This is a genomic window from Eubacterium sp. 1001713B170207_170306_E7, from assembly GCF_015547515.1.
In the GTDB taxonomy this organism is placed as follows: Bacteria; Bacillota; Clostridia; order Eubacteriales; family Eubacteriaceae; genus Eubacterium.
Window position 1 is genome coordinate 473,061 of sequence record NZ_JADMVE010000001.1, and the last position, 20,236, is coordinate 493,296.

Genomic DNA, 20,236 nt, shown 5'->3' on the forward strand with positions numbered 1-20,236 from the left:
AGATGATTTTAGATAAACTAGCGGCCAGCACCAGAGCGCGGGTCGAACGCTTAAAGGCAGGAAAGCCCCTGGAGGCGGTAAGAGAAGAAGCGCTGGCCATGGTGCCCGAGAAGCCCTTTTGCTTTGAGGCGGCCCTGAAAAAAGCAGACATCACCTTTATCTGCGAGGTCAAGAAGGCATCACCCTCAAAGGGGCTGATCGCCCCGGACTTTCCCTATGTGGACATTGCCAGAGATTATGAGGCCGCCGGTGCAGACGCGATCTCAGTCCTCACAGAGCCCGAATATTTTTTAGGCAGCGACAACTACCTGAGCGCTGTCAGAAAAGCGGTGAGCATCCCGGTGATCCGAAAGGATTTTACCGTTGATGCCTATCAGATTTACGAGGCCAGAATCATCGGTGCAGACGCGGTTCTGCTGATCTGTGCGCTCCTTGACACAGCGACGCTGAGGGAGTATATCCAAATTGCCGACGCCCTGGGCCTCACAGCGCTGGTGGAGGCCCACGATGAAGCGGAGGTGGATTCAGCGCTGGCCGCAGGCGCCCGGGTGGTCGGCGTCAATAACCGGAACCTCAAAACCTTTGAGGTTGATATTACCAACAGCAAACGGCTCAGGCGTCTGGTTCCCGATAACATTATCTTTGTTTCGGAGAGTGGTATTAAAACCCCTGAGGATGTCCAGACCCTTCGGGAGAACGGCACAGACGCAGTGCTGATCGGCGAAACCCTGATGCGCAGCGCCCACAAGGCCGGGGAGCTGGCAAGGCTGCGTGGAGAGCGTGTTTAGCATGGAGACAAAGATTAAAATCTGCGGCCTGACAAGGCCCCAGGACATCGAGGCAGTCAATGCGGCCAAACCGGACTACGTTGGCTTTGTGTTTGCCGAGAGCAGCCGGCGCCTGACACCACAGCAGGCTCTGGCGCTGAAGCGGCAGCTTACCCCGGAGATTCAAAGCGTCGGCGTTTTTGTCAACGCCAGTCTGGAGACGATCCAGGCAGTTACCCGTCAGGGTATTCTGGACCTTGTTCAGCTGCACGGGGACGAATCCCCCGGATTTGCCGAAAGAGTGCGCTGTGAGACAGGCTGTCCGGTAGTAAAGGCACTGAGAATTAAAGACGCAGAAAGCCTTGAGGCATTAGAGGATTATGCTCAGGCCGACTATCTTTTACTGGACGCATATAATAAAAACAGCTATGGCGGCACCGGCAGAGCCTTTAACTGGGAGCTGCTCAGGGAAAGCACCATTCAAAAGCCCTTTTTTCTGGCTGGCGGGCTGAACGAAGAAAACATCGGAGCAGCCATAAAGACGGTTAAACCCTTCGCTGTGGATATCAGCAGCGGTGTGGAGACAAATGGGTGTAAGGACCCCGGTAAAATAGAGGAAATCATCAAAAAAATAAGGAGATCAGACCAATGACAAGAGGACGTTACGGACAGCACGGGGGGCAGTATATCCCCGAGACATTAATGAATGCGGTGCTTGAGCTGGAGGAGGCCTACGAGCATTACAAAAGCGACCCGGCTTTCAACGCTGAGCTGAACAGCCTGCTGCTGAACTATGCGGGCAGGCCGTCGTTATTATACTATGCCGAAAAGATGACAAAGGAACTTGGCGGCGCGAAAATATACCTGAAACGTGAGGACTTGAATCATACCGGCTCGCACAAAATCAACAATGTGCTGGGCCAGGTGCTCCTGGCAAAGAAAATGGGCAAAACCCGCGTCATTGCAGAGACAGGCGCAGGGCAGCACGGTGTTGCCACCGCCACCGCCGCGGCGCTCATGGATATGGAATGTGAAATATTCATGGGAAAGGAGGACAGTGACCGCCAGGCCCTGAATGTTTACCGGATGGAGCTGCTCGGCGCAAAGGTTCACTCGGTTACCAGCGGCACCATGACTTTAAAGGATGCTGTCAACGAAACCATGCGGGAATGGACCAGCCGGATCATTGACACCCATTATGTGCTGGGCTCAGTGATGGGGCCGCACCCGTTTCCCATGATGGTGCGTGATTTCCAGTCTGTGATCAGCCAGGAGGCAAGAGCGCAGATATTGGAAAAAGAGGGGAAGCTCCCAGCGGCGGTGGTGGCCTGTGTCGGCGGCGGCAGCAACGCCATGGGAATGTTTTACCATTTTATAAAAGATCAGGAGGTCCGGCTCATTGGCTGTGAGGCGGCAGGAAAAGGCGTGGATACCGGCCAGCACGCAGCGACCATCGCCAGAGGCACGCCCGGCATTTTTCATGGTATGAAGTCCTATTTCTGCCAGGATGTCTACGGCCAGATCGCCCCGGTATACTCGATCTCCGCCGGTCTGGATTATCCTGGCATCGGCCCGGAGCACGCGCATCTGCACGATCTGGGCAGAGCCGAGTATGTGCCAGTCACCGACGATGAGGCCATCGAGGCCTTTGAGTACCTCTCGCGAACCGAGGGGATTATCCCGGCGGTCGAGAGCGCCCACGCTGTCGCTTATGCCAGAAAGCTGGCGCCGTCCATGCCAGCGGATGAGAGCATGATCATCTGTTTATCGGGGCGCGGAGACAAGGATGTGGCGGCCATTGCACGCTATAAGGGGGTGGATTTACATGAGTAACAACCGTATCGCAAAGGCCTTTGACCATGGCAAAGCCTTTATCAGCTTTATCACAGCGGGTGATCCGACCCTTGAAAAGACAGAGGAGTTCATCCTTGGTATGGAACGGGCAGGAGCGGACCTCATTGAGCTGGGGATTCCCTTTTCTGACCCCATCGCAGAGGGGCCGGTGATCCAGCGTGCAAATATCCGCGCCCTTAGCCAGGGTGCCACAACGGACAAAATTTTTGACATGGTGGCCCGGGTGCGGGATAAGGTTCAGGTGCCGCTGGTGTTTCTGACCTATATCAATCCGGTCTTTACCTATGGTATTGAACGGTTTTGCGCAAAATGCCAGGAGGTGGGAATCGACGGGCTCATCATTCCAGACCTGCCCTTTGAAGAAAATAAAGAGGTTAAGCCCATTGCCAGCCAATATGACGTGGAGGTCATCTCGCTGATCGCGCCAACCTCTGAGCAGCGCATCGGGGAAATCGCCAGGGACGCTTCGGGCTTTATCTACACAGTATCCTCCCTGGGCGTCACCGGTGTCCGGGCTCAGATCACAACAGACCTCCAGTCAATGATCAGGGTGATACGGGAGAACACAGATACCCCGGCGGCCGTCGGCTTTGGGATTTCCACGCCAGAGCAGGCAGAGGACATCAGCGCGTACGCGGACGGCGTGATTGTGGGCTCCGCGATTGTAAAACTGATCGAGGCAAACGGCGAAGCTGCGGGACCGGCCATTGAGGAATATGTCCGGAAAATGAAAGCCGCCTGCGAAAAGAACCGTTAGTTACTTAGAGGGTGTCATCAAGGGGTGACATCTTCTTTGTTTTTTGAGAAACTTATGTTACAATAGAGCCGAAACAGAGAACAGGAGGAAGCAGAGCAGTGGAAGAATTCCCTAAGATACAAATGCAGTTTGATAAATTGATAATGGTGGTCAATCATGCGGAGCGCAAGGAGACAGACCCCAATAAGGCAGAATATCTGCATTGGCTGAGAACACAGCTGGAGGCCATCGCCATTGACGAGAGCCAGCACCGTGAGTTCTGAGGAGGCGGAAAATGCAGCTGCCAGCATGGATGTGGGGCGTTGTGCTGTTATGCTTCTGTGTTGCGATTTTTTACCGCAATAAGCATAAGGACGACGACAACGATAATGACAATGAAGCTGATGAAGACCGCAGGCACCGGCGCTGGTAAGCCGGATGCGGGACGTTTGCGGGCTTTTACCAGCTAATATTAAGGATGAATGGATATACTGTAAAGCAGAATTTAAAGGAGTAGCGGTTCTATGGAAAAATTTAAACAAACATTTTTAAGCAAGAAGGGCCTGATCATCGTTGCCGGTGCGGCTGCGGCAATACTGGTGGCAGTGGTCCTTTTCTTTGCGATTAACAGCGTGCGAAACAGCGGAAACCATGTAAAGGGTGTGGACGTTTCGGCCTATCAGGGTGACATTGACTGGAAAAAGCTGGCCGACCAGGACATATACTTTGCTTTTATCAAGGCGACAGAAGGCAAGGATCATGTGGATAAAAATTTTGAGCAGAACTGGAAGGAAGCCCGCAAGACCCATCTGAAGGTCGGCGCCTATCATTTTGTGAATTTTGACCAGGACGGGAAAACCCAGGCCGATCATTTTATCAATACAGTTCCAAAGGAAAATGACAGCCTGCCGCCGGTAATCGACCTTGAGCTTTACGGCGACTATCTGGACAAGCCAATGGACAAGAACAAGGTTCAGGCCATCGTCAATGACATGATCGTCCGATTCAAAGATTATTATGAACAGACACCGATCATCTACACAAATTATAACACCTATAACACCTACCTTTCAGACGCCTTTGCAGAAATTCCGATCTGGATCTGCGACATTTCAGATCAGGAGCCAGACCTGCAGGGGGGGCACGAGTGGCTGTTCTGGCAGTATTCCCAGAGAGAAATCCTCAACGGCTACAGCGGTGAGGAACGCTTTATTGACATGGACCTTTACAACGGAGACCTCCGTCAATTTAAAAAACAGTTTGAATAAAAATAAAACAGGCGTCCAGGCGCCTGTTTTATTTTGGTATTTCAGTTCAGCTCATAGGTGTCAGACTCCGGATGATAGGTGATTTTCTGAGTCTTCTTGTCCTTTTTTACCGTGTAGTCAATTTGAGTAATGTAGAGCTTTCCCTCATCCAGAGAGTGTACATAGCTTTGTGTGACCTTTGAAAGGTCACGGCTTGATTTAGAGCTGACACTGTCGGTGCTCTCCTCAATGGTATGGGAAGAATCCTTAATGCCGTAGGTCACCTTCAGATCCGTGATCTCATAATCCGAATTGTTAACCGCTGTACTGATGATCTGGGTGTTTTTATCATCGACGGGGACAAATCCGTAGGTGATAAAAAGTCCGCTGCCCTCGTCGAACCTTACCAGCGGTTCGGATTGGCCGCAGCCGCTTGCCGCAAACAGGGTGGTAACAATCATTAACAATACAAGTAATCGCTTTTTCATGTGTCCTCTCATCAAAAGTGTTTTATTTGCTTCTATCAATTATAGCAGAAGTTGATTAAAAGAAAAAGAAAAAACGGGCCGTATTAATGAACAATAAGGTTTTCATCAGAAGCTGAAATTTAAATTAAAAAAATTCTAAAATAGACTTGACAAAGACAGCGGAAGACTCTATAATAGACTTAAAGTTAGATAAACATAACAAATTATTTTTCTAACTCCAACTATACTCCTTGATTTTATGAATTTTTACCATTCATAACTTGTTCTAACCCGGAAAAGGCCCGCATCCCCAAGCGGGCCTTTTCTTTTTTTAGCTGTTGATATTGAAAGTTTCTTGTAAATCGGCTTTAAACCAACATGGGGTTGTGTTATAATAAGGCCGTTATTTCATTACATAAATGTAGAAACCGGAGGAAAATATGGATTACAATAAAGAAGCGCTGAAAGCCCATGAAGCGTGCAAAGGTAAAGTAGAAGTCGTTTCTAAGATGAAACTTGAAAATAAAGATGATCTGAGCATCGCCTATACACCGGGTGTTGCCGAACCCTGCCGTAAAATCGCGGAGAACAAGGAGGATGTCTATAAATACACCGCCAAAGGAAACCTGGTCGCGGTTTTATCAGATGGCTCGGCTGTTTTGGGGCTCGGCAATATCGGCGGCGAGGCCGCAATGCCGGTTATGGAGGGCAAGGCTGTGCTGTTTAAGTCCTTTGGCAATGTCGACGCGTTTCCCATCTGTGTCAGCACACAGAATGCTGATGAGATTATCCAGACAGGCATCAACATCGCGCCGACCTTTGGGGGGATTAACCTGGAAGATATCTCTGCGCCAAAGTGCTTTGAAATTGAAGAAAAGCTTCAGGAAGCCCTTGATATTCCGGTTTTCCATGATGACCAGCACGGTACGGCCATTGTCGTCTCCTCTGCGCTTATCAACGCTCTGAAAATTGTTAAAAAGGACATTTCTGAAATCAAGGTAGCCATCAGCGGTCCGGGTGCTGCCGGGACAGCCATTGCAAAAATGCTGATGTCCTTAAATGTAAAAAACATCGTGATGTGCGACCGCACTGGCATCATTGATATCAGCCGTGACGGCCTGGCAGGCCACAAGCTCTGGCTGGCTGAGCATACCAATCAGGAACACATTACCGGCAGTCTGGAGGATGCCATCAAGGGCGCTGATGTCTTAGTCGGCGTGTCTGGCCCTGGCATTGTAACAGAGGAAATGGTAGCGTCCATGAACAAAGACGCCATTCTTTTCGCCATGGCAAACCCTATTCCTGAAATCATGCCGGATCTGGCTAAAAAAGCCGGCGCGCGTGTCATTGGCACGGGCCGGTCTGATTTTCCAAACCAGATCAACAACGTTCTGGCCTTCCCGGGGATTTTCAGAGGCGCGCTGGACGCAAGAGCGTCCCGCATCACTGAAGGCATGAAAGTGGCGGCAGCCTATGCCATCGCTGACCTCGTAAGCGCCGAGGAATTGAATGAGGACTATGTTATGCCAAGTCCCTTTGACAAGCGTGTCGCTCCGGCGGTTGCCAAGGCGGTTTATGACGCCTGGATGAAGGAAGTAAAATAAGAAAAAAGCTCTCTCAATCTGAGGGAGCTTTTCCTGTTAAAGGGCATATTTTTTATCAGTTTGTACATGGCTTGAAAAATAGGCTTTTATGCGTGTCTTGACATTGTTTTGAAGATCATAGTAATAGAGCGGATAGTCGCCGGTGTGTAAAACGCCGGAGGGGAAGGCGTCCTCCTGGCCGATGACCTTAAAGGCGTCCGGGTCAGCGGTGCTGCAGATCACAGTGCCGCGATCCAGATCAAGGGTCGCGTCAGCATAATGGGGAAGATCCTGCATGCCAACGAGCTTGCCGGCGCTGTCGCGTATGACCAGGCGTGAGCCAAGGCTCTGGGCCGCTTCGGCCTTTTTATCGGTAAGGGTCCAGGTGATAGGATTGATGGATACCGCGTCTGGCAGCAGGGTGATGTTATCGCCAGTGACGCCTGGGGACTCGGTATTATAGGATATGATGACGCCTGTGTCCTTCGCGCCCCGCGCAAAGGATAAGTGGGGATTCGATTTTAGGTAGCCCCGGGTGATAGAGTAGCCGATCACATAGGCGGCGATCATTCGCTCCTGAACCTCGGGGTGCTCTTTTAAATAGAGGCTGAGAATAAACTGGAGCAGAAGCGAGCCCTGGGAGTGACCCGCCAGGATAAAAGGACGGCCGTTATTGTGATGGCGGATGTAATAATCAAAGGCGGACAGTACGCAGGCGACAGGTCCTTTTGTGAAAAGCAGGTTATTTTCCGGCGTATTGTCAAGAAGGCACTCGAGGGCGGCCTGGCGGTAGGCGGGCGCATAAAAATTGCCGTAGGCCGAAAAAACTGATGCCTTTGTCTGGAGATGCTCCATAGCCCGGATGCGCATGGCCTCGTTGGTTACCTCACAGATATTGGGACCATGCGGTGTCTTATAGTAGGCGGTGGGGTAGAGATAGAAAATATCGACGGGCTTGTTGTCAGGCTTGGCTATTTTTTTAGGCAGACACAGCCAGTTCTGAGTGAGGCTGTAGTCGACCGGGGTATCTAAATCAGGAAGATAGGGATGCTGTTTCATACGAACTCCTTTGATCTTATGGGATTGTATTATTATCATCTATTATAGCTTAAATATTTTTTTACAGCAAATCAAAAAAGCCTTGACTTTTACGCGGCGTCAACCTCTATAATAAATGACAGGAGGAGCAGAATATGGAATATACAGTTAAAAAGCTGGCGGCGATGGCCGGAGTCTCGCCGAGAACACTGCGCTATTATGATGAGATTGGGCTGCTGAAGCCGGCGCGTATCAACAGCTCGGGCTACCGGATCTACGGCGGGCGTGAGGTCGACCGCCTTCAGCAGATTTTATTTTACCGTGCGCTGGGAATCGAGCTGGCAGAAATCCTACAGATTTTGGACGCCCCGGACTTTGACAGTCTGGCCGCCTTAAAATCTCACAGAGAGCAGCTCCTTCAAAAAAAGAGCCAGATTGACGATTTGATTGCTACGGTAACAAAGACGATTGAAACCAAAGAAGGAGAAACAATTATGGAAGATCACGAAAAATTCAAAGGCTTTATCCAGGACAAGCTTGATGAAAATGAGGAGCGTTACGGTGAGGAAATCCGGGAAAAATATGGTGATGAGGCGGTTGACAGGAGTAATGCTCAGTTTAAAGAAATGTCGCCGGAAAAATACAAGGCGTTTGCCGGACTGGAAGAAAGGATCCTCACTCTTTTAAAGGAAGTAACCCGGTTGGGGAGCATCGACAGCCCGGAAGGGGAGGAGCTGGCCCGGCTCCATCAGCAGTGGATTACACTGGCGTGGGGTAGCTATAACACAGAGACGCACCGCGGACTGGTTCACATGTACACAGAAGACCAACGCTTTAAGAAATACTATGAAAGCAAATGCGGAAAGAACAGTGCGGAGCTGCTTAAGCAAAGTGTGCTGAAGTACATCCGGTAAACCCTTAAGTCTATGACCAACGAGGGCCTGCAGAGAAGGTAAGTCTGCAGGTTCTTTTTATTTTTGCATAAAAGAGAGGTTTAAAACAAATAAACATAGTTTGTTCCAAAAAATCTCAGCCGATTTTCATCTTCAAATATAAAATGATATAGAAATTTTATTTATATGGAGGAAATCATGAAAGAACAGAGAAGAAACATTTACAAGCGGAAAGACAATCGTTATGAAGGGCGTTACATCGTGGGGTACGAAGAGGTGTATGGTAAGGCCATCTACCGGTCGGTTTACGCCCATACCTATGAGGAAGCGGTTGAAGTTCTGGAAGAGGCTGAGGAAAGGGTGCGGGAGGAGGTTGACCTGCAGCGTCTGCTGCGCAGACAGAAGACACAGCAGCAGACAACCGGGATTCTGCAGAGAGCCCTCAGCCACGATGAGATGCTGAAGGTGGTCCGTACACTGACGCTTCAGGAGTGGATGGTCGAGTGGCTGGAGGGGCACAAGAAAAATACGATTCGTCAAACCTCGTACATGCGGTATTATAATGTGATTTACAAGCACATCATTCCGCAGATCGGCAGCTATAATCTGCTGGAGCTGACACCGGAAATCATCCAGAAATTTATCAAGTATCTGTGTGAAATGGGAAAGAATGATGGCACAGGCCTGTCACCCGCAACGGTGAGAAGCTATATGATGATTTTAAAAAGCGCGCTGGAGCTGGCAGTAGACCAGGAGCTCATGATCAAAAATCCCTGCAGGAAGCTATCGCTGCCGCCTAAACGCTTCCATAAGCCGGTTTATCTGGAGCCGGATGAGTGTAAACGGTTGGAGTACGTGCTGCTGCACACCGATGACAACCCTAAATCTGTCGCGATTCTGGTGGCTTTGAAAACCGGCATGCGCCTTGGGGAGCTGGCGGCCCTCAAGTGGGGGGATGTTGATTTCGCCAACAGGATGATTCATGTCAGGCACTCAGTACAGCGGGTTAAAACCTTTGATCCTGACGGGCCGAAAACAAAGCTGGTCGTTTCAGAGACAAAAACGACCAATTCGGTACGGGATATTCCCATGAACAACGGGCAATACGGGTATTTAAAGGGCTATTACCGCATGGTCGTAGCTGAGTCGTGGGGAAACATCAATGAAAACACCTTTGTTTTCCAAAATCAGTCGGGGAGCTTCATTGATCCGAGAGTATACCAGCAGTATTTTAAAGTCGTTTTAAAAAAGGCGAAGGTGAAGGCAGTCAATTTCCATGCCCTCCGGCATACCTTTGCCACCATCGCGGCCAGTAAAAACATGCAGATCTCTGTCTTGAGCAGGATATTGGGACATTCCAACGCAGCGCTGACATTACAGCTCTATATCCATTCCATCACAAACCAGGACAGGGCCGAAATGTCTAAGGTAGATTGGGAGTATTCCGCCTGATCTTTTTTTAAAAATCAAAAAGACCGCACAATGAGGACACTTGTACCCGCAACTTGTGCACTAACGTGAAATGTGGTAAAATAGACAAATATATTTAGAAAAAGGGAGGGAGAAAATGAGTTTTTCTGAAATTATTGCCGTGGTCAATGACTTTGTATGGGGACAATACATGCTTGTGCTGCTGGTGGGTACAGGTGTCTTTTTGACCATACGGCTGAAGTTTTTGCCGTGGCGGAATCTGGGGTACGCGCTGAGATCGGTGTTTACCCGGCCGCCTAAGGATGAAAATGCTGAGGAGCACAGCGGGGATATCTCGCCGTTTCAGTCTCTGATGACAGCCCTGGCCGCGACCATCGGTACCGGTAACATTGTCGGCGTTGCCACAGCCATGGTGCTGGGCGGTCCTGGGGCGCTGGTATGGATGTGGATCAGCGCGCTGTTTGGGCTTTCCACTAAATATGGCGAGAGCGTTCTGGCGGTCAAATACCGTGAGACCAACTCGTCGGGCGAGATGGCCGGCGGGCCGATGTATGCCATGAAAAAGGGCTTTAAAATCAAATGGCTGGGAAGTCTGCTGGCGTTCTTATTTTCACTTTTTGCGGTTATCGCGTCCTTTGGTATCGGTAACCTGACGCAGGCGAACTCCATTTCCGATGCAGTGAAAAATACCTTTGGGGTACCCACCTGGGTGACTGGTGTTATCCTGACTGTTTTGGCGTTGATCGTCCTTCTGGGCGGTATCAAAAGCATTGGCCGTGTCTGTGGTTTTATCGTTCCGATTATGGCAGTGTTCTACTTTGTGGCTGGAATTATTGTAATTATCATTAATTTTAACAATGTCCCGGCGGGAGTTGTTGAGATCTTCCGCATGGCCTTTTCACCCGAAGCAGTTGCCGGCGGTGTGGGCGGTTCGATCATTGCGAGTATGCTTTCGGCCATGCGCTGGGGCGTTGCCCGCGGGGTATTCTCAAATGAAGCGGGTCTCGGTTCTGCCCCGATCGCGGCGGCAGCGGCCAAGACAGACCACCCTTCAAGACAGGGCTACATTAACATGACCGGCACCTTTTTTGACACGCTGGTTGTCTGTACCATTACGGGCCTTGTAATCGCATCCTCCGGTGTTCTCGGAACCACCAATGCGGCGGGCGAGATCTATACCGGAGCAAATCTGACCATCCGGGCCTTTGAGTCCGCCATTGGGCCGGTCGGGGCTCTGATTGTCACCATCGGGATTATGCTTTTTGCTTTCTCGACCATACTGGGCTGGGAATACTATGGCGAAAAGTCGCTGGAATATCTGATTCCGTCGACTGTGGCGGTTAAAATCTACCGGTTTGTCTTTTCCGTGGTCACATTTTTTGGCGCGACAACAGCGTTGCAGATTGTGTGGGACTTCTCAGACACCATGAATGGGCTGATGGCGATTCCGAATCTTATCTGTCTGCTGGTGCTTAACAAGGTGATTGCGCAGGAATGCTTTGACTATCAGAAAACAATCCTGATTCCGGAGAAGGAAGCCAGACGGCTTAAAAAGAAATAGACGCACCAAAAATCCCGCCGGTAACTCAGTTGCCGGCGGGATTTTTTATTTATCTGATTTTTCTGGCGGTGATGACCAGCCGGCCGTCATCCATGTCAAATACACAGGTGGAGAGGGTCAGGATTTCATCGTCAGGCTCAAGAACCACGTCGGTTTTATAGAGGCTCCGTTCCTGGATGCGCTGGAAATAAGAAAGAAAATCTGCTTCGTCTGCGAAATCTGGCCGCCGGTAGTCGTAATCGGCTTCTGTTTTATAAACCGAGAAGATTTCCCACTTTCCCGGGTCGCCGACACGGTCGTATTCGACAGTCTGGTGTGTGTTGAAAAAGCCCTCGTCCAGATAATTGTGGAGGTCTCCAAAGGTGGAGGATTTTTGTATGTTATGGCTGTGTCCGTATAAGACGCTGTTCTGGGCCTTTGGCGTACGGTTGAAATTATAGGTGTAATCCAGGAAAACAGCGCCCCATTGGGATTCCTCACCCTCAAAGGTGGTGTATAAATACCGGTCATTATTATCGGTCTGGACCACCGGATAATCAATCGAGGTGCCTTCTATCTTTATCCAGCCCACAGTATCCGGGTTAACGGCCTTTAAGGCGTCGAAATCAATTCCGGTGTCCTCGGCGGTTGGCTGGGCCATGCTTGCCACCTCTTCCTTTTTCAGGGAATTCCGGATATAGGGCAGGCTATAGCAGATTAAACCGGCCAGTGAGGCGATAATGACGATTACGCAGAGGCTGTTGATGATCCGGTTATGTGTCTTTTCATTTTTGTTCTTTGGTTTTTGGCTCATTACGGTTTCCTTTGTCAAAAATAATAACGGCTTTATTTTAGCATAATTAGCTTAAAAAGAAAGACCCTGTTTTTTAAAAGAAAAAAATTTTATTTGTGATTGACAAGGACTTTGGGCATGTGTTATGATTAACGAGTTATGAAGCCGCACATGTAAGGTTATAAGTCAGAAATGCACCTTTCGTGGCGAGACTGGTATGAGGAGGTGTTTTTATTATGTACGCAATCATTAAAACAGGTGGTAAGCAGTACCGCGTTCAGCAGGACGACGTAATCGAAATTGAAAAACTCAATCTTGAAGACGGCGCGAAAGAAGTTTCTTTCAGCGATGTTTTAGCAGTGAACAAAGACGGTGAATTAACCGTTGGTACTCCGGTTGTTGAAAATGCAGTGGTTAAAGGCGAAGTTTTAGAAGTTGCTAAATCTTCAAAGGTAATTATCTATAAATACAAATCTAAAAAAGATTACCGTAAAAAACAGGGCCACAGACAGCCGTTTATGAAAGTTAAAATTACAGCAATCGAAGCGTAATGATTACAGTAACTTTTGAAAGAGACCGTGATACGATACGAAAAGTAGAGGTATCCGGACATGGAGAATATGCGGATTCGGGCGAGGATATTGTATGCGCAGGGGTCTCGATCTTAACCATCAGCATATTGAATGGCTTGAGTGAGATCGTCGGTTTAAAAGACTTAAACCGCCAGGTGGATGAAGGCTATACGTCCTTTGAAATCCCCGAGATCAAAGACCCGGTGCAAAAAATTCAGGCAGATGCCTTGATGGATACGTTCCATCTGGGGCTGTGTGCCACAGAAGCCGCTTACAGAGATTATGTTAAAATAATTGATAATTAACAGGAGGTGAAAATAATGATTAAAATGAACCTTCAACTGTTTGCCCACAAAAAAGGGGTAGGTAGTTCTAGAAACGGTCGTGACAGTGAATCCAAACGTCTAGGCGTTAAAAGAGGAGACGGTCAGTTCGTATTGGCTGGTAACATTTTAGTAAGACAGAGAGGAACTCATATTCATCCCGGCAAGAACGTAGGCCGCGGTGGCGATGATACTTTATTTGCGATGTGTGACGGTGTCGTAACTTTCGAACGTAAAGGCAAAGACAAGAAACAGGTCAGCATTTATCCTCGAGAAGCAATGTAGTTCTATTAGGACGACAGTCGAATAATATCAAAAACCTCTTATTGTAATTTTATGATAAGAGGTTTTTCTTATATGTGGGTATATAAACATTGGAAATGAGGTGCTATAATGTTTGTTGATCAAGCGCAGATATATGTAACCGCTGGAAACGGCGGACATGGCGGAATGAGCTTCCGCCGTGAGAAATACGTGCCAAACGGCGGGCCTGACGGCGGCAATGGAGGCCGAGGCGGCAATGTGATCGTTCAGGCCGATAATGGACTGAGAACGCTGCTGGCTTTTAAATATCGTAAAAAATACAAGGCAGAGAGCGGCGGCAATGGAACCGGGGGCCGCTCGACCGGTAAATCCGGTGAGGACCTGCTTATCAAGGTACCGGTGGGCACAGTGATCAAGGATAAAACAACAGGCCGGATACTCTGTGACCTGAGCGAGGACGGCGAATCCTGTATCGTAGCCCAGGGCGGCCGGGGCGGCCTCGGGAACATGAATTTCTCGACAGCCACCCGACAGGCTCCGAGGTTTGCCCAGGGCGGCGTAAAGGGCCAGGAAAGAACACTGGTGCTGGAATTAAAGCTTTTGGCAGACGTTGGCCTGCTGGGGTTCCCGAATGTTGGAAAGTCAACCTTTCTTTCCATGGTAACGGCAGCCAAGCCTAAGATTGCGAATTATCATTTCACAACCATCGTGCCAAACCTTGGCGTGGCAGCATGGAAGGATTACGACCCCTTTGTCATCGCGGATATTCCCGGGATTATCGAGGGCGCTCACGAGGGCACCGGTCTGGGAATCCAGTTTTTACGCCATGTTGAGCGGACAAAGCTTCTGATCCATATGCTGGACGCCTCTGGCAGTGAGGGACGGGATCCTCTGGCAGATTTTAAAGCCATCAATGAGGAATTAAAAGAATACAATGAACGTCTGGCCCAGAGAATGCAGGTAGTAGCCCTGAACAAGGTGGACCTGATCTCTGATCCAGAGGAGCTGGAGCTTCTGGTGTCGGAATTTGAAGCGATGGGCTACGAGGTGTTCCCCATATCCGCAGCGACAGGAAAGGGCATTGACGCCCTGTTGAGCCGCGTGATTCAGCTGCTGGATGAAATCGGCGAGGTTGAGCCGATCTTTGAGGTGGAAGCCGACGAGGACGTGGTATACAAGGCTGATTTCGACGAAGAGCCCTTTACCGTTCATAAGGAAGGCGAGGTCTACGTGGTGGAAGGGGACTTTGAACGTCTGATCAATTCGGTCAACTTTGAGGACTTTGACTCCATCGGTTATTTCCAGAAAGTGCTCAAGGACAAGGGCATATTCAAAAAACTTGAGGAGATGGGCATTCAGGACGAAGAGGTCGTCAGGCTTCAGGACATTGAATTTGAATATTTTAAATAAAACTGAGCAAGATATGCTATAATAGAAAGAGAGAAAAATGCTAACAAGTAAACAGAGAAGCTATTTGAGAAAGCTTGCCATGGATATCCCCGATATTATTTTTATCGGTAAGGACGGGATTACGCCAGAGGTGATCCAGCAGACAAAGGACGCCATTGTGGCCAGAGAGCTGATAAAGGGAAAAATCCAGCAGAATTCCATGGAAGAGGTCGAGGACGCAGCCCGGACACTGGCCGGAGCGGCAAAGGCAGAGGTGGTCTGCACCATCGGCAACAAATTCATATTGTATAAAAAGAATCTTTTGAAAACAAAAATAGAAGTGCCGTCCAAAAATTCAAAGACACTGAAGAAGAAAAATAAACGGTAGCTTTTAAAGAGGTAAGTATGGAAAAAATAGGCTTATTAGGCGGGAGCTTTAACCCGATTCATACCGGGCACCTTTTGCTGGCAGAGTCGGCCAGAGACCAGTATGGTCTGGATAAGGTGCTGTTTATCCCCGCCGGCAACAATCCTTTTAAGGAGATGGACAAGGAGATCGACCGCAGGCACCGCCTGAAAATGGTAGAGCTTGCGACCCAGTCCAACCCTTACTTTGAGGTGCTGTCCATTGAGATCGACCGGCCGGGAATGACCTATACGGTCGATACAATCGAGCAGATCAAACGAACCTATCCGGACAGTGAGTTTTATTTTATCACCGGCGCGGATATCATGTTTGAAATCACGCTTTGGAAGGGCGCGCCAGAGCTTCTGGCAGCGGTTAATTTCATCACGACCTTCAGGCCGGGCTATTCCCACAACAAGCTGGACGCGCGGATTGAGGAGCTTCAGGAAATTTACGGCGCCAGAATTTACAAACTATTTACCTCGGAAATGGACATCGCTTCCTCGGATATTCGGGGAAGAGTGAAGAACGGTTATTCCATTAAATACCTTCTGCCGGAAACGGTGGAGCAGTATATTGGTGAAAACCGGCTTTATTTAGCAGAACAGCACCTGGGAGATGCAGAATGAAATACGCGGAAATTCAAAAGAAATTAAAAAAAGAACTGAAGCCCAAGCGCTACGAGCACACCTTGAATGTGGTCGATTCCGCCATGAAGCTGGCGGAAATCTACCCCTGCGACGCCAACAAGGTGCAGTACGCAGCTCTGCTGCACGACTGCGCTAAAAACTACAGCGACGCGCAGCTGATGGAAACAGCCGAAAAGCATTATCTGAAGGTTGATGAGATCACCAGGCGTGAGCCGCAGCTGCTGCATGGCCCGGTGGGCGCGCTGGTGGCGCGTACCGAATATGGCATTGAGGACAAGGAAGTGCTGGGCGCCATCAAATACCATACAACTGGTCGGAAAAACATGAACGTTCTCGAAAAAATTATCTATCTGGCTGATTTTATCGAGCCCGGGCGAAGCTATCCGGGAGTCGACAAGCTCAGAAAGCTGGCTTTTGAAGATCTGGACGACGCCATGATCCAGGCGCTGACGAATACCATCCGCTATATCAGCGGAATCGGCGGTTTGATTCACGAAAGAACCGTCTCGGCACGCAACTATTTGATCCTTGAAAAAATGGATCGTGAAAAAAACCAAAAGGAGTGATTGATATCGAACCAAAAGAATTTGCAGAAAAAGTAAAAGAGTGGATTGACGCTAAAAATGGCACAGACGTTGAAATCATTGATATTTCAGAGGTTTCAACCCTGGGCGATTATTTTGTCATTGCCAGCGGCAGCTCGGAGCGCCAGGTAAAGGCCATTGCCGATAATATCGAGTATGAGGCCGGGCAGCTTGGCATTACCCCGAAGAGCATCGAGGGTGAACGGGAAGCGCGCTGGATTTTACTGGACTATTATGACGTGATCATCCATATTTTCCACGCGGAGGAACGCCAGTTTTACAATCTGGAACGCCTCTGGAAAGACGGCACACGACCATCTACCTTTGAATAAGCAAAGGGCCGGATATTTATCTGCCCCCTCAGATTGTCGAAGCGGTGGCGCAGCTTGAGACTGCGCCTTTTATCCAGATAAGCCAAAAGGTCCAGGCGCTGGGCAAATGGCTGGGAGTCGAGGCGCTTTACCGGCGCTGCCGGACACTGGAGGGATATAGAAACCATTTTAGTAAAGAAGCTGCAGGCGCGCGGTCAATGCCCGCAGAACACTTTTTTTTTCCTTAGGTAAAAAGCTTCGCTTCACGGCTTTTTACAATCTGAGGGCCGGATACTTATTCGGTCCTTTTTTCTTTGTTTATGAGGCTGACCGCTTGCGATTATGCTTTTCCTATTGTATAATTATAAAGTTAACGAACACCGAATTGTAAAGAGAGGTATACAGATGAAAATTGGAATTGTCGGATTACCAAACGTCGGTAAAAGTACAATTTTTAATGCGATAACAAAAGCTGGCGCAGAATCCGCCAACTATCCCTTTTGTACCATCGACCCGAATGTGGGCGTGGTGACCGTACCGGATGAGCGTCTGGAAGTGCTTGAAAAGATGTATCAGTCCAAGCGGGTGGTGCCCACCACCATTGAGTTTGTGGACATTGCCGGCCTGGTTAAGGGTGCAAGCAAGGGCGAGGGGCTGGGAAATAAGTTTTTGTCCCACATCCGTGAGGTCGACGCCATCGCCCATGTGGTCCGCTGCTTTGAGGATGAGAATGTGGTTCACGTTGAGGGAAAGATCGACCCGCTGGACGATCTGGAGACCATCAATCTCGAGCTGATTTTAGCCGACCTGGAAATGGTGGACCGCCGGGTTGAAAAAACAAGAAAAGCTGCCAAGAGCGACAAGGCCGAGAGGGCCAATCTTGAGCTTCTTGAAAAGCTGAAGGCCATTCTGGAGGCAGGCAAGATGCCGCTGGAAACCGATTTTTCAGAAGATGCATGGAGCTTTATTTCTGGCTTACAGCTGATTTCCACCAAACCAGTCCTTTACATTGCCAATGTGTCTGAGGATGATCTGATTGAGGACAACGCCATGGTTAAGGCCCTGAAGGAAAAGGTCTCGGGTGACAACCGCGAGGTCATCAAGATTTCCGCGAAGATCGAGGAAGAGATCGCGGAGCTGGACGATGAGGAAAAGGCTTTGTTTTTGGAGGACCTTGGGCTTGAGGCTTCTGGCCTCGATCAGGTTATCCGCGCCGGTTACAAGCTGCTGGGGCTGATTACCTTCCTGACCGCAGGACCAGAGGAAACACGTGCCTGGACCATCAGGCGGGGCACAAAGGCGCCCCAGGCCGCGGGAAAGATCCACTCCGACATAGAGCGCGGCTTTATCCGTGCAGAGATCACAACCTATGAGCAGCTGGTGGAGGCCGGGTCAGACGTGAAGGCCAAAGAACTTGGAATCACCCGGATCGAGGGTAAGGATTACATCATGCAGGATGGTGACGTAACGTTTTTCCGGTTTAATGTATAATAAAAATTGTCCCGAAACGTGGTGCAGCATGTTTCGGGATTTTTCTGTAAAAGAGGAAGCAAATGAGTAAATGTGTTTTAGTGGGCGTCAACGCGAAATATGTGCATACAAACCTGGCCATAAGGTCCCTGAAGGCAGCCGCACCCGGGGCGGATGTGGAGCTCTGTGAGGTCACCATCAACGATCAGCTCAATCTGGTGGTTGGCAGGCTCTTGCGGCTGCAGGCGGATTACTATGGCTTTTCCTGCTATATCTGGAATATGGAGATGGTTTCAAAAATCAGTGAGGTGCTGAAAAAGAGCCGGCCCAACTGCGTTGTGTTCTGGGGCGGCCCAGAGGTATCCTATGACAGCGGCACCCTTCTGGAGGACCATCCCTTTGTTGATTACATCATCTCGGGTGAGGGGGAGACGGTCTTTCCGGCGTTTGTTAAAACGCTGGAGAGCAGAGACAAAACCCCGCTTTTGCAGATGGACAATGTAAACTGGTTTGGACGCGATGTGTCCCGTTCACCTGCCAGCGGCGAAAAAGTCGGCATTGTCGAGGCGCTGGACACGCTGCCCTTCCCCTATGATGAAGAAAATATCCGGTCCGTTTCGGATAAAATCATTTATTATGAGAGCATGCGCGGCTGCCCCTTTCAGTGCTCCTACTGCCTCTCATCTACCCTGCAGAGTGTGCGGTTTCTGCCCCTTGAGCGTGTTTTCAGGGAGCTGGACTTTTTCATCAGCCACCGGGTAAAGCAGGTGAAATTTGTGGACCGGACCTTTAATGTCGATATCCGGCGCACCAAGGCCATCATCGCTTATCTGGCAGGGAAAGAATGTGATACGAATTTTCATTTTGAAATTGCGGGGGACCTGCTGGACGACGAGCTTCTGGAAATGATCGCGAAAGCGCCAAAGGGCCTGATGCAGTTTGAGATTGGCATCCAGAGCACCAATGATGAAACCCTGGAGGCCATCACCCGAAAGACCGATTTGGACAAAATCCGGAAATATGTAAAGCGCCTGATTGGGTTTAAAAACTGTCATGTGCATGTCGATTTAATCGCCGGGCTGCCCAAGGAAACCTACGCGGTTTTCAAAAAATCCTTTAACGAAACCATCGCCATTGAGCCGGATATGCTGCAGCTGGGATTTTTAAAGCTGCTGAAGGGCACTAAAATCCGGCGGGAAGCAGATAAGTTCTACTACCGCTACGCGAGCTTTCCGCCCTACGAGGTCATCAGCAATGATTTTATCACCTCGGAAGAGCTGCTGCGCTTAAAGGACATCGAGGAGCTCGTAGACCGTTATTACAACTCCGGCGCCTTTTTTCTGAGCCTGAAATATATTTTTGAAAACCAGTGCTGCGGTACGCCCTTTGAGTTTTTTGAGGCTTTATCGGCCCACTGGCGGGACAAGGGCTGCTATGAGGTTGGAAAATCCAAGGAGCAGCTCTACAGCGTATTACAGGATTTTACCGCGCTGGGCATACAGCCGCCCCACAGGGAAACCCTCGGCGAGCTGATCAAAATGGATTATCTCAGGCAGGGATACCGCTCGCTGCCCGGCTTCTTTGAAAACCGGACGCTTTCAAAAACTGCGGCCTTTGAACAGCTGAAGGATGAAGCCTTTGTGGACATCTGCCTGCCCATGTTTTCGGGACAGCCGGCCAAGCAGGTGATCAAGCAGGTCTTTTTTCAGTATTTTGAGGAAAATGCCCTCGACCTTGCCCAGCGGTATCTGGACACTGAGCCGGGCAGGGGAAGCCTCTGTGTCTTTTATGAGGGTAAGCTGATCCGGGTGGCGGAGTAAACACACGGACTTTCCAGGCTTAAATGCATGAAGGTTTGGACACGGTTCCGGACACAGTTCCGGTTATGGTTCCGGATAGCAAACCGGGTAGCAAACCG

Annotated in this window: 24 protein-coding genes; 21 read left to right on the forward strand and 3 right to left on the reverse strand. The window is 49.6% G+C overall.

Translation table 11 applies throughout. The features are described from left to right. Positions 1-2: 2 nt before the first annotated feature. From trpC to I2B62_RS02400, 7 genes are all read left to right on the forward strand, one after another. Positions 3-788: an indole-3-glycerol phosphate synthase TrpC gene (gene trpC, locus I2B62_RS02370; RefSeq protein ID WP_195267367.1), complete on the forward strand. Its 786-nt coding sequence runs from the start codon at positions 3-5 to the stop codon at positions 786-788. 1 nt (position 789) lies between these two features. After that, the gene (locus I2B62_RS02375) at positions 790-1,419 is read left to right on the forward strand and encodes a phosphoribosylanthranilate isomerase (protein WP_195267368.1); all 630 of its coding nucleotides are present in this window, start codon (positions 790-792) and stop codon (positions 1,417-1,419) included. Beyond that, positions 1,416-2,600, forward strand: coding sequence for a tryptophan synthase subunit beta (trpB, locus tag I2B62_RS02380; RefSeq protein ID WP_195267369.1), 1,185 nt, complete (start codon positions 1,416-1,418; stop codon positions 2,598-2,600). The genes I2B62_RS02375 and trpB overlap by 4 nt, the downstream gene beginning before the upstream one ends. Then, positions 2,593-3,378 carry a tryptophan synthase subunit alpha gene (trpA, locus tag I2B62_RS02385; RefSeq protein ID WP_195267370.1) on the forward strand — a complete coding sequence of 262 codons (786 nt, stop codon included), beginning with the start codon at positions 2,593-2,595 and terminating at the stop codon, positions 3,376-3,378. Before trpB ends, trpA begins: the two co-directional genes overlap by 8 nt. Positions 3,379-3,476: 98 nt before the next feature. Continuing rightward, positions 3,477-3,641 carry a hypothetical protein gene (locus I2B62_RS02390; RefSeq protein ID WP_195267371.1) on the forward strand — a complete coding sequence of 55 codons (165 nt, stop codon included), beginning with the start codon at positions 3,477-3,479 and terminating at the stop codon, positions 3,639-3,641. 11 nt (positions 3,642-3,652) lie between these two features. Beyond that, positions 3,653-3,790, forward strand: coding sequence for a hypothetical protein (locus I2B62_RS02395; protein ID WP_195267372.1), 138 nt, complete (start codon positions 3,653-3,655; stop codon positions 3,788-3,790). A 91-nt stretch (positions 3,791-3,881) separates the two neighbouring features. Then, the gene (locus I2B62_RS02400; RefSeq protein ID WP_195267373.1) at positions 3,882-4,625 is read left to right on the forward strand and encodes a GH25 family lysozyme; all 744 of its coding nucleotides are present in this window, start codon (positions 3,882-3,884) and stop codon (positions 4,623-4,625) included. Between the two features lie 41 nt (positions 4,626-4,666). On the opposite strand, the gene I2B62_RS02405 is transcribed toward I2B62_RS02400, so the two are convergent. Further along, complete coding sequence (locus I2B62_RS02405; protein WP_195267374.1) at positions 4,667-5,092, reverse strand: hypothetical protein; 426 nt, start codon at positions 5,090-5,092, stop codon at positions 4,667-4,669. Between the two features lie 419 nt (positions 5,093-5,511). Between I2B62_RS02405 and I2B62_RS02410 the strand changes: the two genes are divergently transcribed. After that, the gene (locus I2B62_RS02410; protein ID WP_195267375.1) at positions 5,512-6,675 is read left to right on the forward strand and encodes a malic enzyme-like NAD(P)-binding protein; all 1,164 of its coding nucleotides are present in this window, start codon (positions 5,512-5,514) and stop codon (positions 6,673-6,675) included. A gap of 36 nt (positions 6,676-6,711) precedes the next feature. On the opposite strand, the gene I2B62_RS02415 is transcribed toward I2B62_RS02410, so the two are convergent. Further along, the gene (locus tag I2B62_RS02415) at positions 6,712-7,713 is read right to left on the reverse strand and encodes a DUF3089 domain-containing protein (RefSeq protein WP_195267376.1); all 1,002 of its coding nucleotides are present in this window, start codon (positions 7,711-7,713) and stop codon (positions 6,712-6,714) included. Between the two features lie 134 nt (positions 7,714-7,847). Here I2B62_RS02415 and I2B62_RS02420 point away from each other — a divergent pair, with 134 nt between their 5' ends. From I2B62_RS02420 to I2B62_RS02430, 3 genes are all read left to right on the forward strand, one after another. Beyond that, on the forward strand, positions 7,848-8,606 hold the full coding sequence (locus I2B62_RS02420) for a MerR family transcriptional regulator (RefSeq protein WP_195267377.1): 759 nt from the start codon (positions 7,848-7,850) through the stop codon (positions 8,604-8,606). Between the two features lie 177 nt (positions 8,607-8,783). Next, positions 8,784-10,037, forward strand: a complete 1,254-nt coding sequence (locus I2B62_RS02425) for a tyrosine-type recombinase/integrase (RefSeq protein ID WP_195267378.1) — start codon at positions 8,784-8,786, stop codon at positions 10,035-10,037. Positions 10,038-10,152: 115 nt separating this feature from the next. Next, positions 10,153-11,577, forward strand: coding sequence for a sodium:alanine symporter family protein (locus I2B62_RS02430; RefSeq protein WP_195267379.1), 1,425 nt, complete (start codon positions 10,153-10,155; stop codon positions 11,575-11,577). Between the two features lie 49 nt (positions 11,578-11,626). On the opposite strand, the gene srtB is transcribed toward I2B62_RS02430, so the two are convergent. After that, the gene (gene srtB, locus I2B62_RS02435; protein WP_195267380.1) at positions 11,627-12,370 is read right to left on the reverse strand and encodes a class B sortase; all 744 of its coding nucleotides are present in this window, start codon (positions 12,368-12,370) and stop codon (positions 11,627-11,629) included. Between the two features lie 215 nt (positions 12,371-12,585). Between srtB and rplU the strand changes: the two genes are divergently transcribed. The 10 genes from rplU (at position 12,586) to I2B62_RS02485 (ending at position 20,138) form a co-directional block, all read left to right on the forward strand. Beyond that, positions 12,586-12,900 (forward strand): 50S ribosomal protein L21, encoded by a 315-nt coding sequence (gene rplU, locus I2B62_RS02440; RefSeq protein ID WP_195267381.1) that lies wholly within the window; start codon positions 12,586-12,588, stop codon positions 12,898-12,900. Then, positions 12,900-13,226, forward strand: coding sequence for a ribosomal-processing cysteine protease Prp (locus I2B62_RS02445; protein WP_195267382.1), 327 nt, complete (start codon positions 12,900-12,902; stop codon positions 13,224-13,226). The genes rplU and I2B62_RS02445 overlap by 1 nt, the downstream gene beginning before the upstream one ends. Positions 13,227-13,241: 15 nt before the next feature. Next, positions 13,242-13,529, forward strand: a complete 288-nt coding sequence (gene rpmA, locus I2B62_RS02450; RefSeq protein ID WP_013379990.1) for a 50S ribosomal protein L27 — start codon at positions 13,242-13,244, stop codon at positions 13,527-13,529. A gap of 108 nt (positions 13,530-13,637) precedes the next feature. Beyond that, positions 13,638-14,918 carry a GTPase ObgE gene (gene obgE / locus I2B62_RS02455; protein WP_195267383.1) on the forward strand — a complete coding sequence of 427 codons (1,281 nt, stop codon included), beginning with the start codon at positions 13,638-13,640 and terminating at the stop codon, positions 14,916-14,918. 37 nt (positions 14,919-14,955) lie between these two features. After that, complete coding sequence (locus I2B62_RS02460; protein ID WP_195267384.1) at positions 14,956-15,285, forward strand: YhbY family RNA-binding protein; 330 nt, start codon at positions 14,956-14,958, stop codon at positions 15,283-15,285. Between the two features lie 17 nt (positions 15,286-15,302). Continuing rightward, positions 15,303-15,932 (forward strand): nicotinate-nucleotide adenylyltransferase, encoded by a 630-nt coding sequence (gene nadD, locus I2B62_RS02465; RefSeq protein WP_195267385.1) that lies wholly within the window; start codon positions 15,303-15,305, stop codon positions 15,930-15,932. Further along, positions 15,929-16,519, forward strand: coding sequence for a bis(5'-nucleosyl)-tetraphosphatase (symmetrical) YqeK (yqeK, locus tag I2B62_RS02470; RefSeq protein ID WP_195267386.1), 591 nt, complete (start codon positions 15,929-15,931; stop codon positions 16,517-16,519). Before nadD ends, yqeK begins: the two co-directional genes overlap by 4 nt. Beyond that, positions 16,516-16,869 carry a ribosome silencing factor gene (gene rsfS / locus I2B62_RS02475; protein WP_195267387.1) on the forward strand — a complete coding sequence of 118 codons (354 nt, stop codon included), beginning with the start codon at positions 16,516-16,518 and terminating at the stop codon, positions 16,867-16,869. The genes yqeK and rsfS overlap by 4 nt, the downstream gene beginning before the upstream one ends. Before the next feature lie 384 nt (positions 16,870-17,253). Then, entirely contained in the window at positions 17,254-18,339 is a 1,086-nt protein-coding gene (gene ychF / locus I2B62_RS02480; RefSeq protein ID WP_195267388.1) for a redox-regulated ATPase YchF, read from the forward strand. A gap of 62 nt (positions 18,340-18,401) precedes the next feature. After that, positions 18,402-20,138 carry a B12-binding domain-containing radical SAM protein gene (locus I2B62_RS02485; RefSeq protein ID WP_195267389.1) on the forward strand — a complete coding sequence of 579 codons (1,737 nt, stop codon included), beginning with the start codon at positions 18,402-18,404 and terminating at the stop codon, positions 20,136-20,138. The last annotated feature ends 98 nt before the right edge of the window (positions 20,139-20,236 follow it).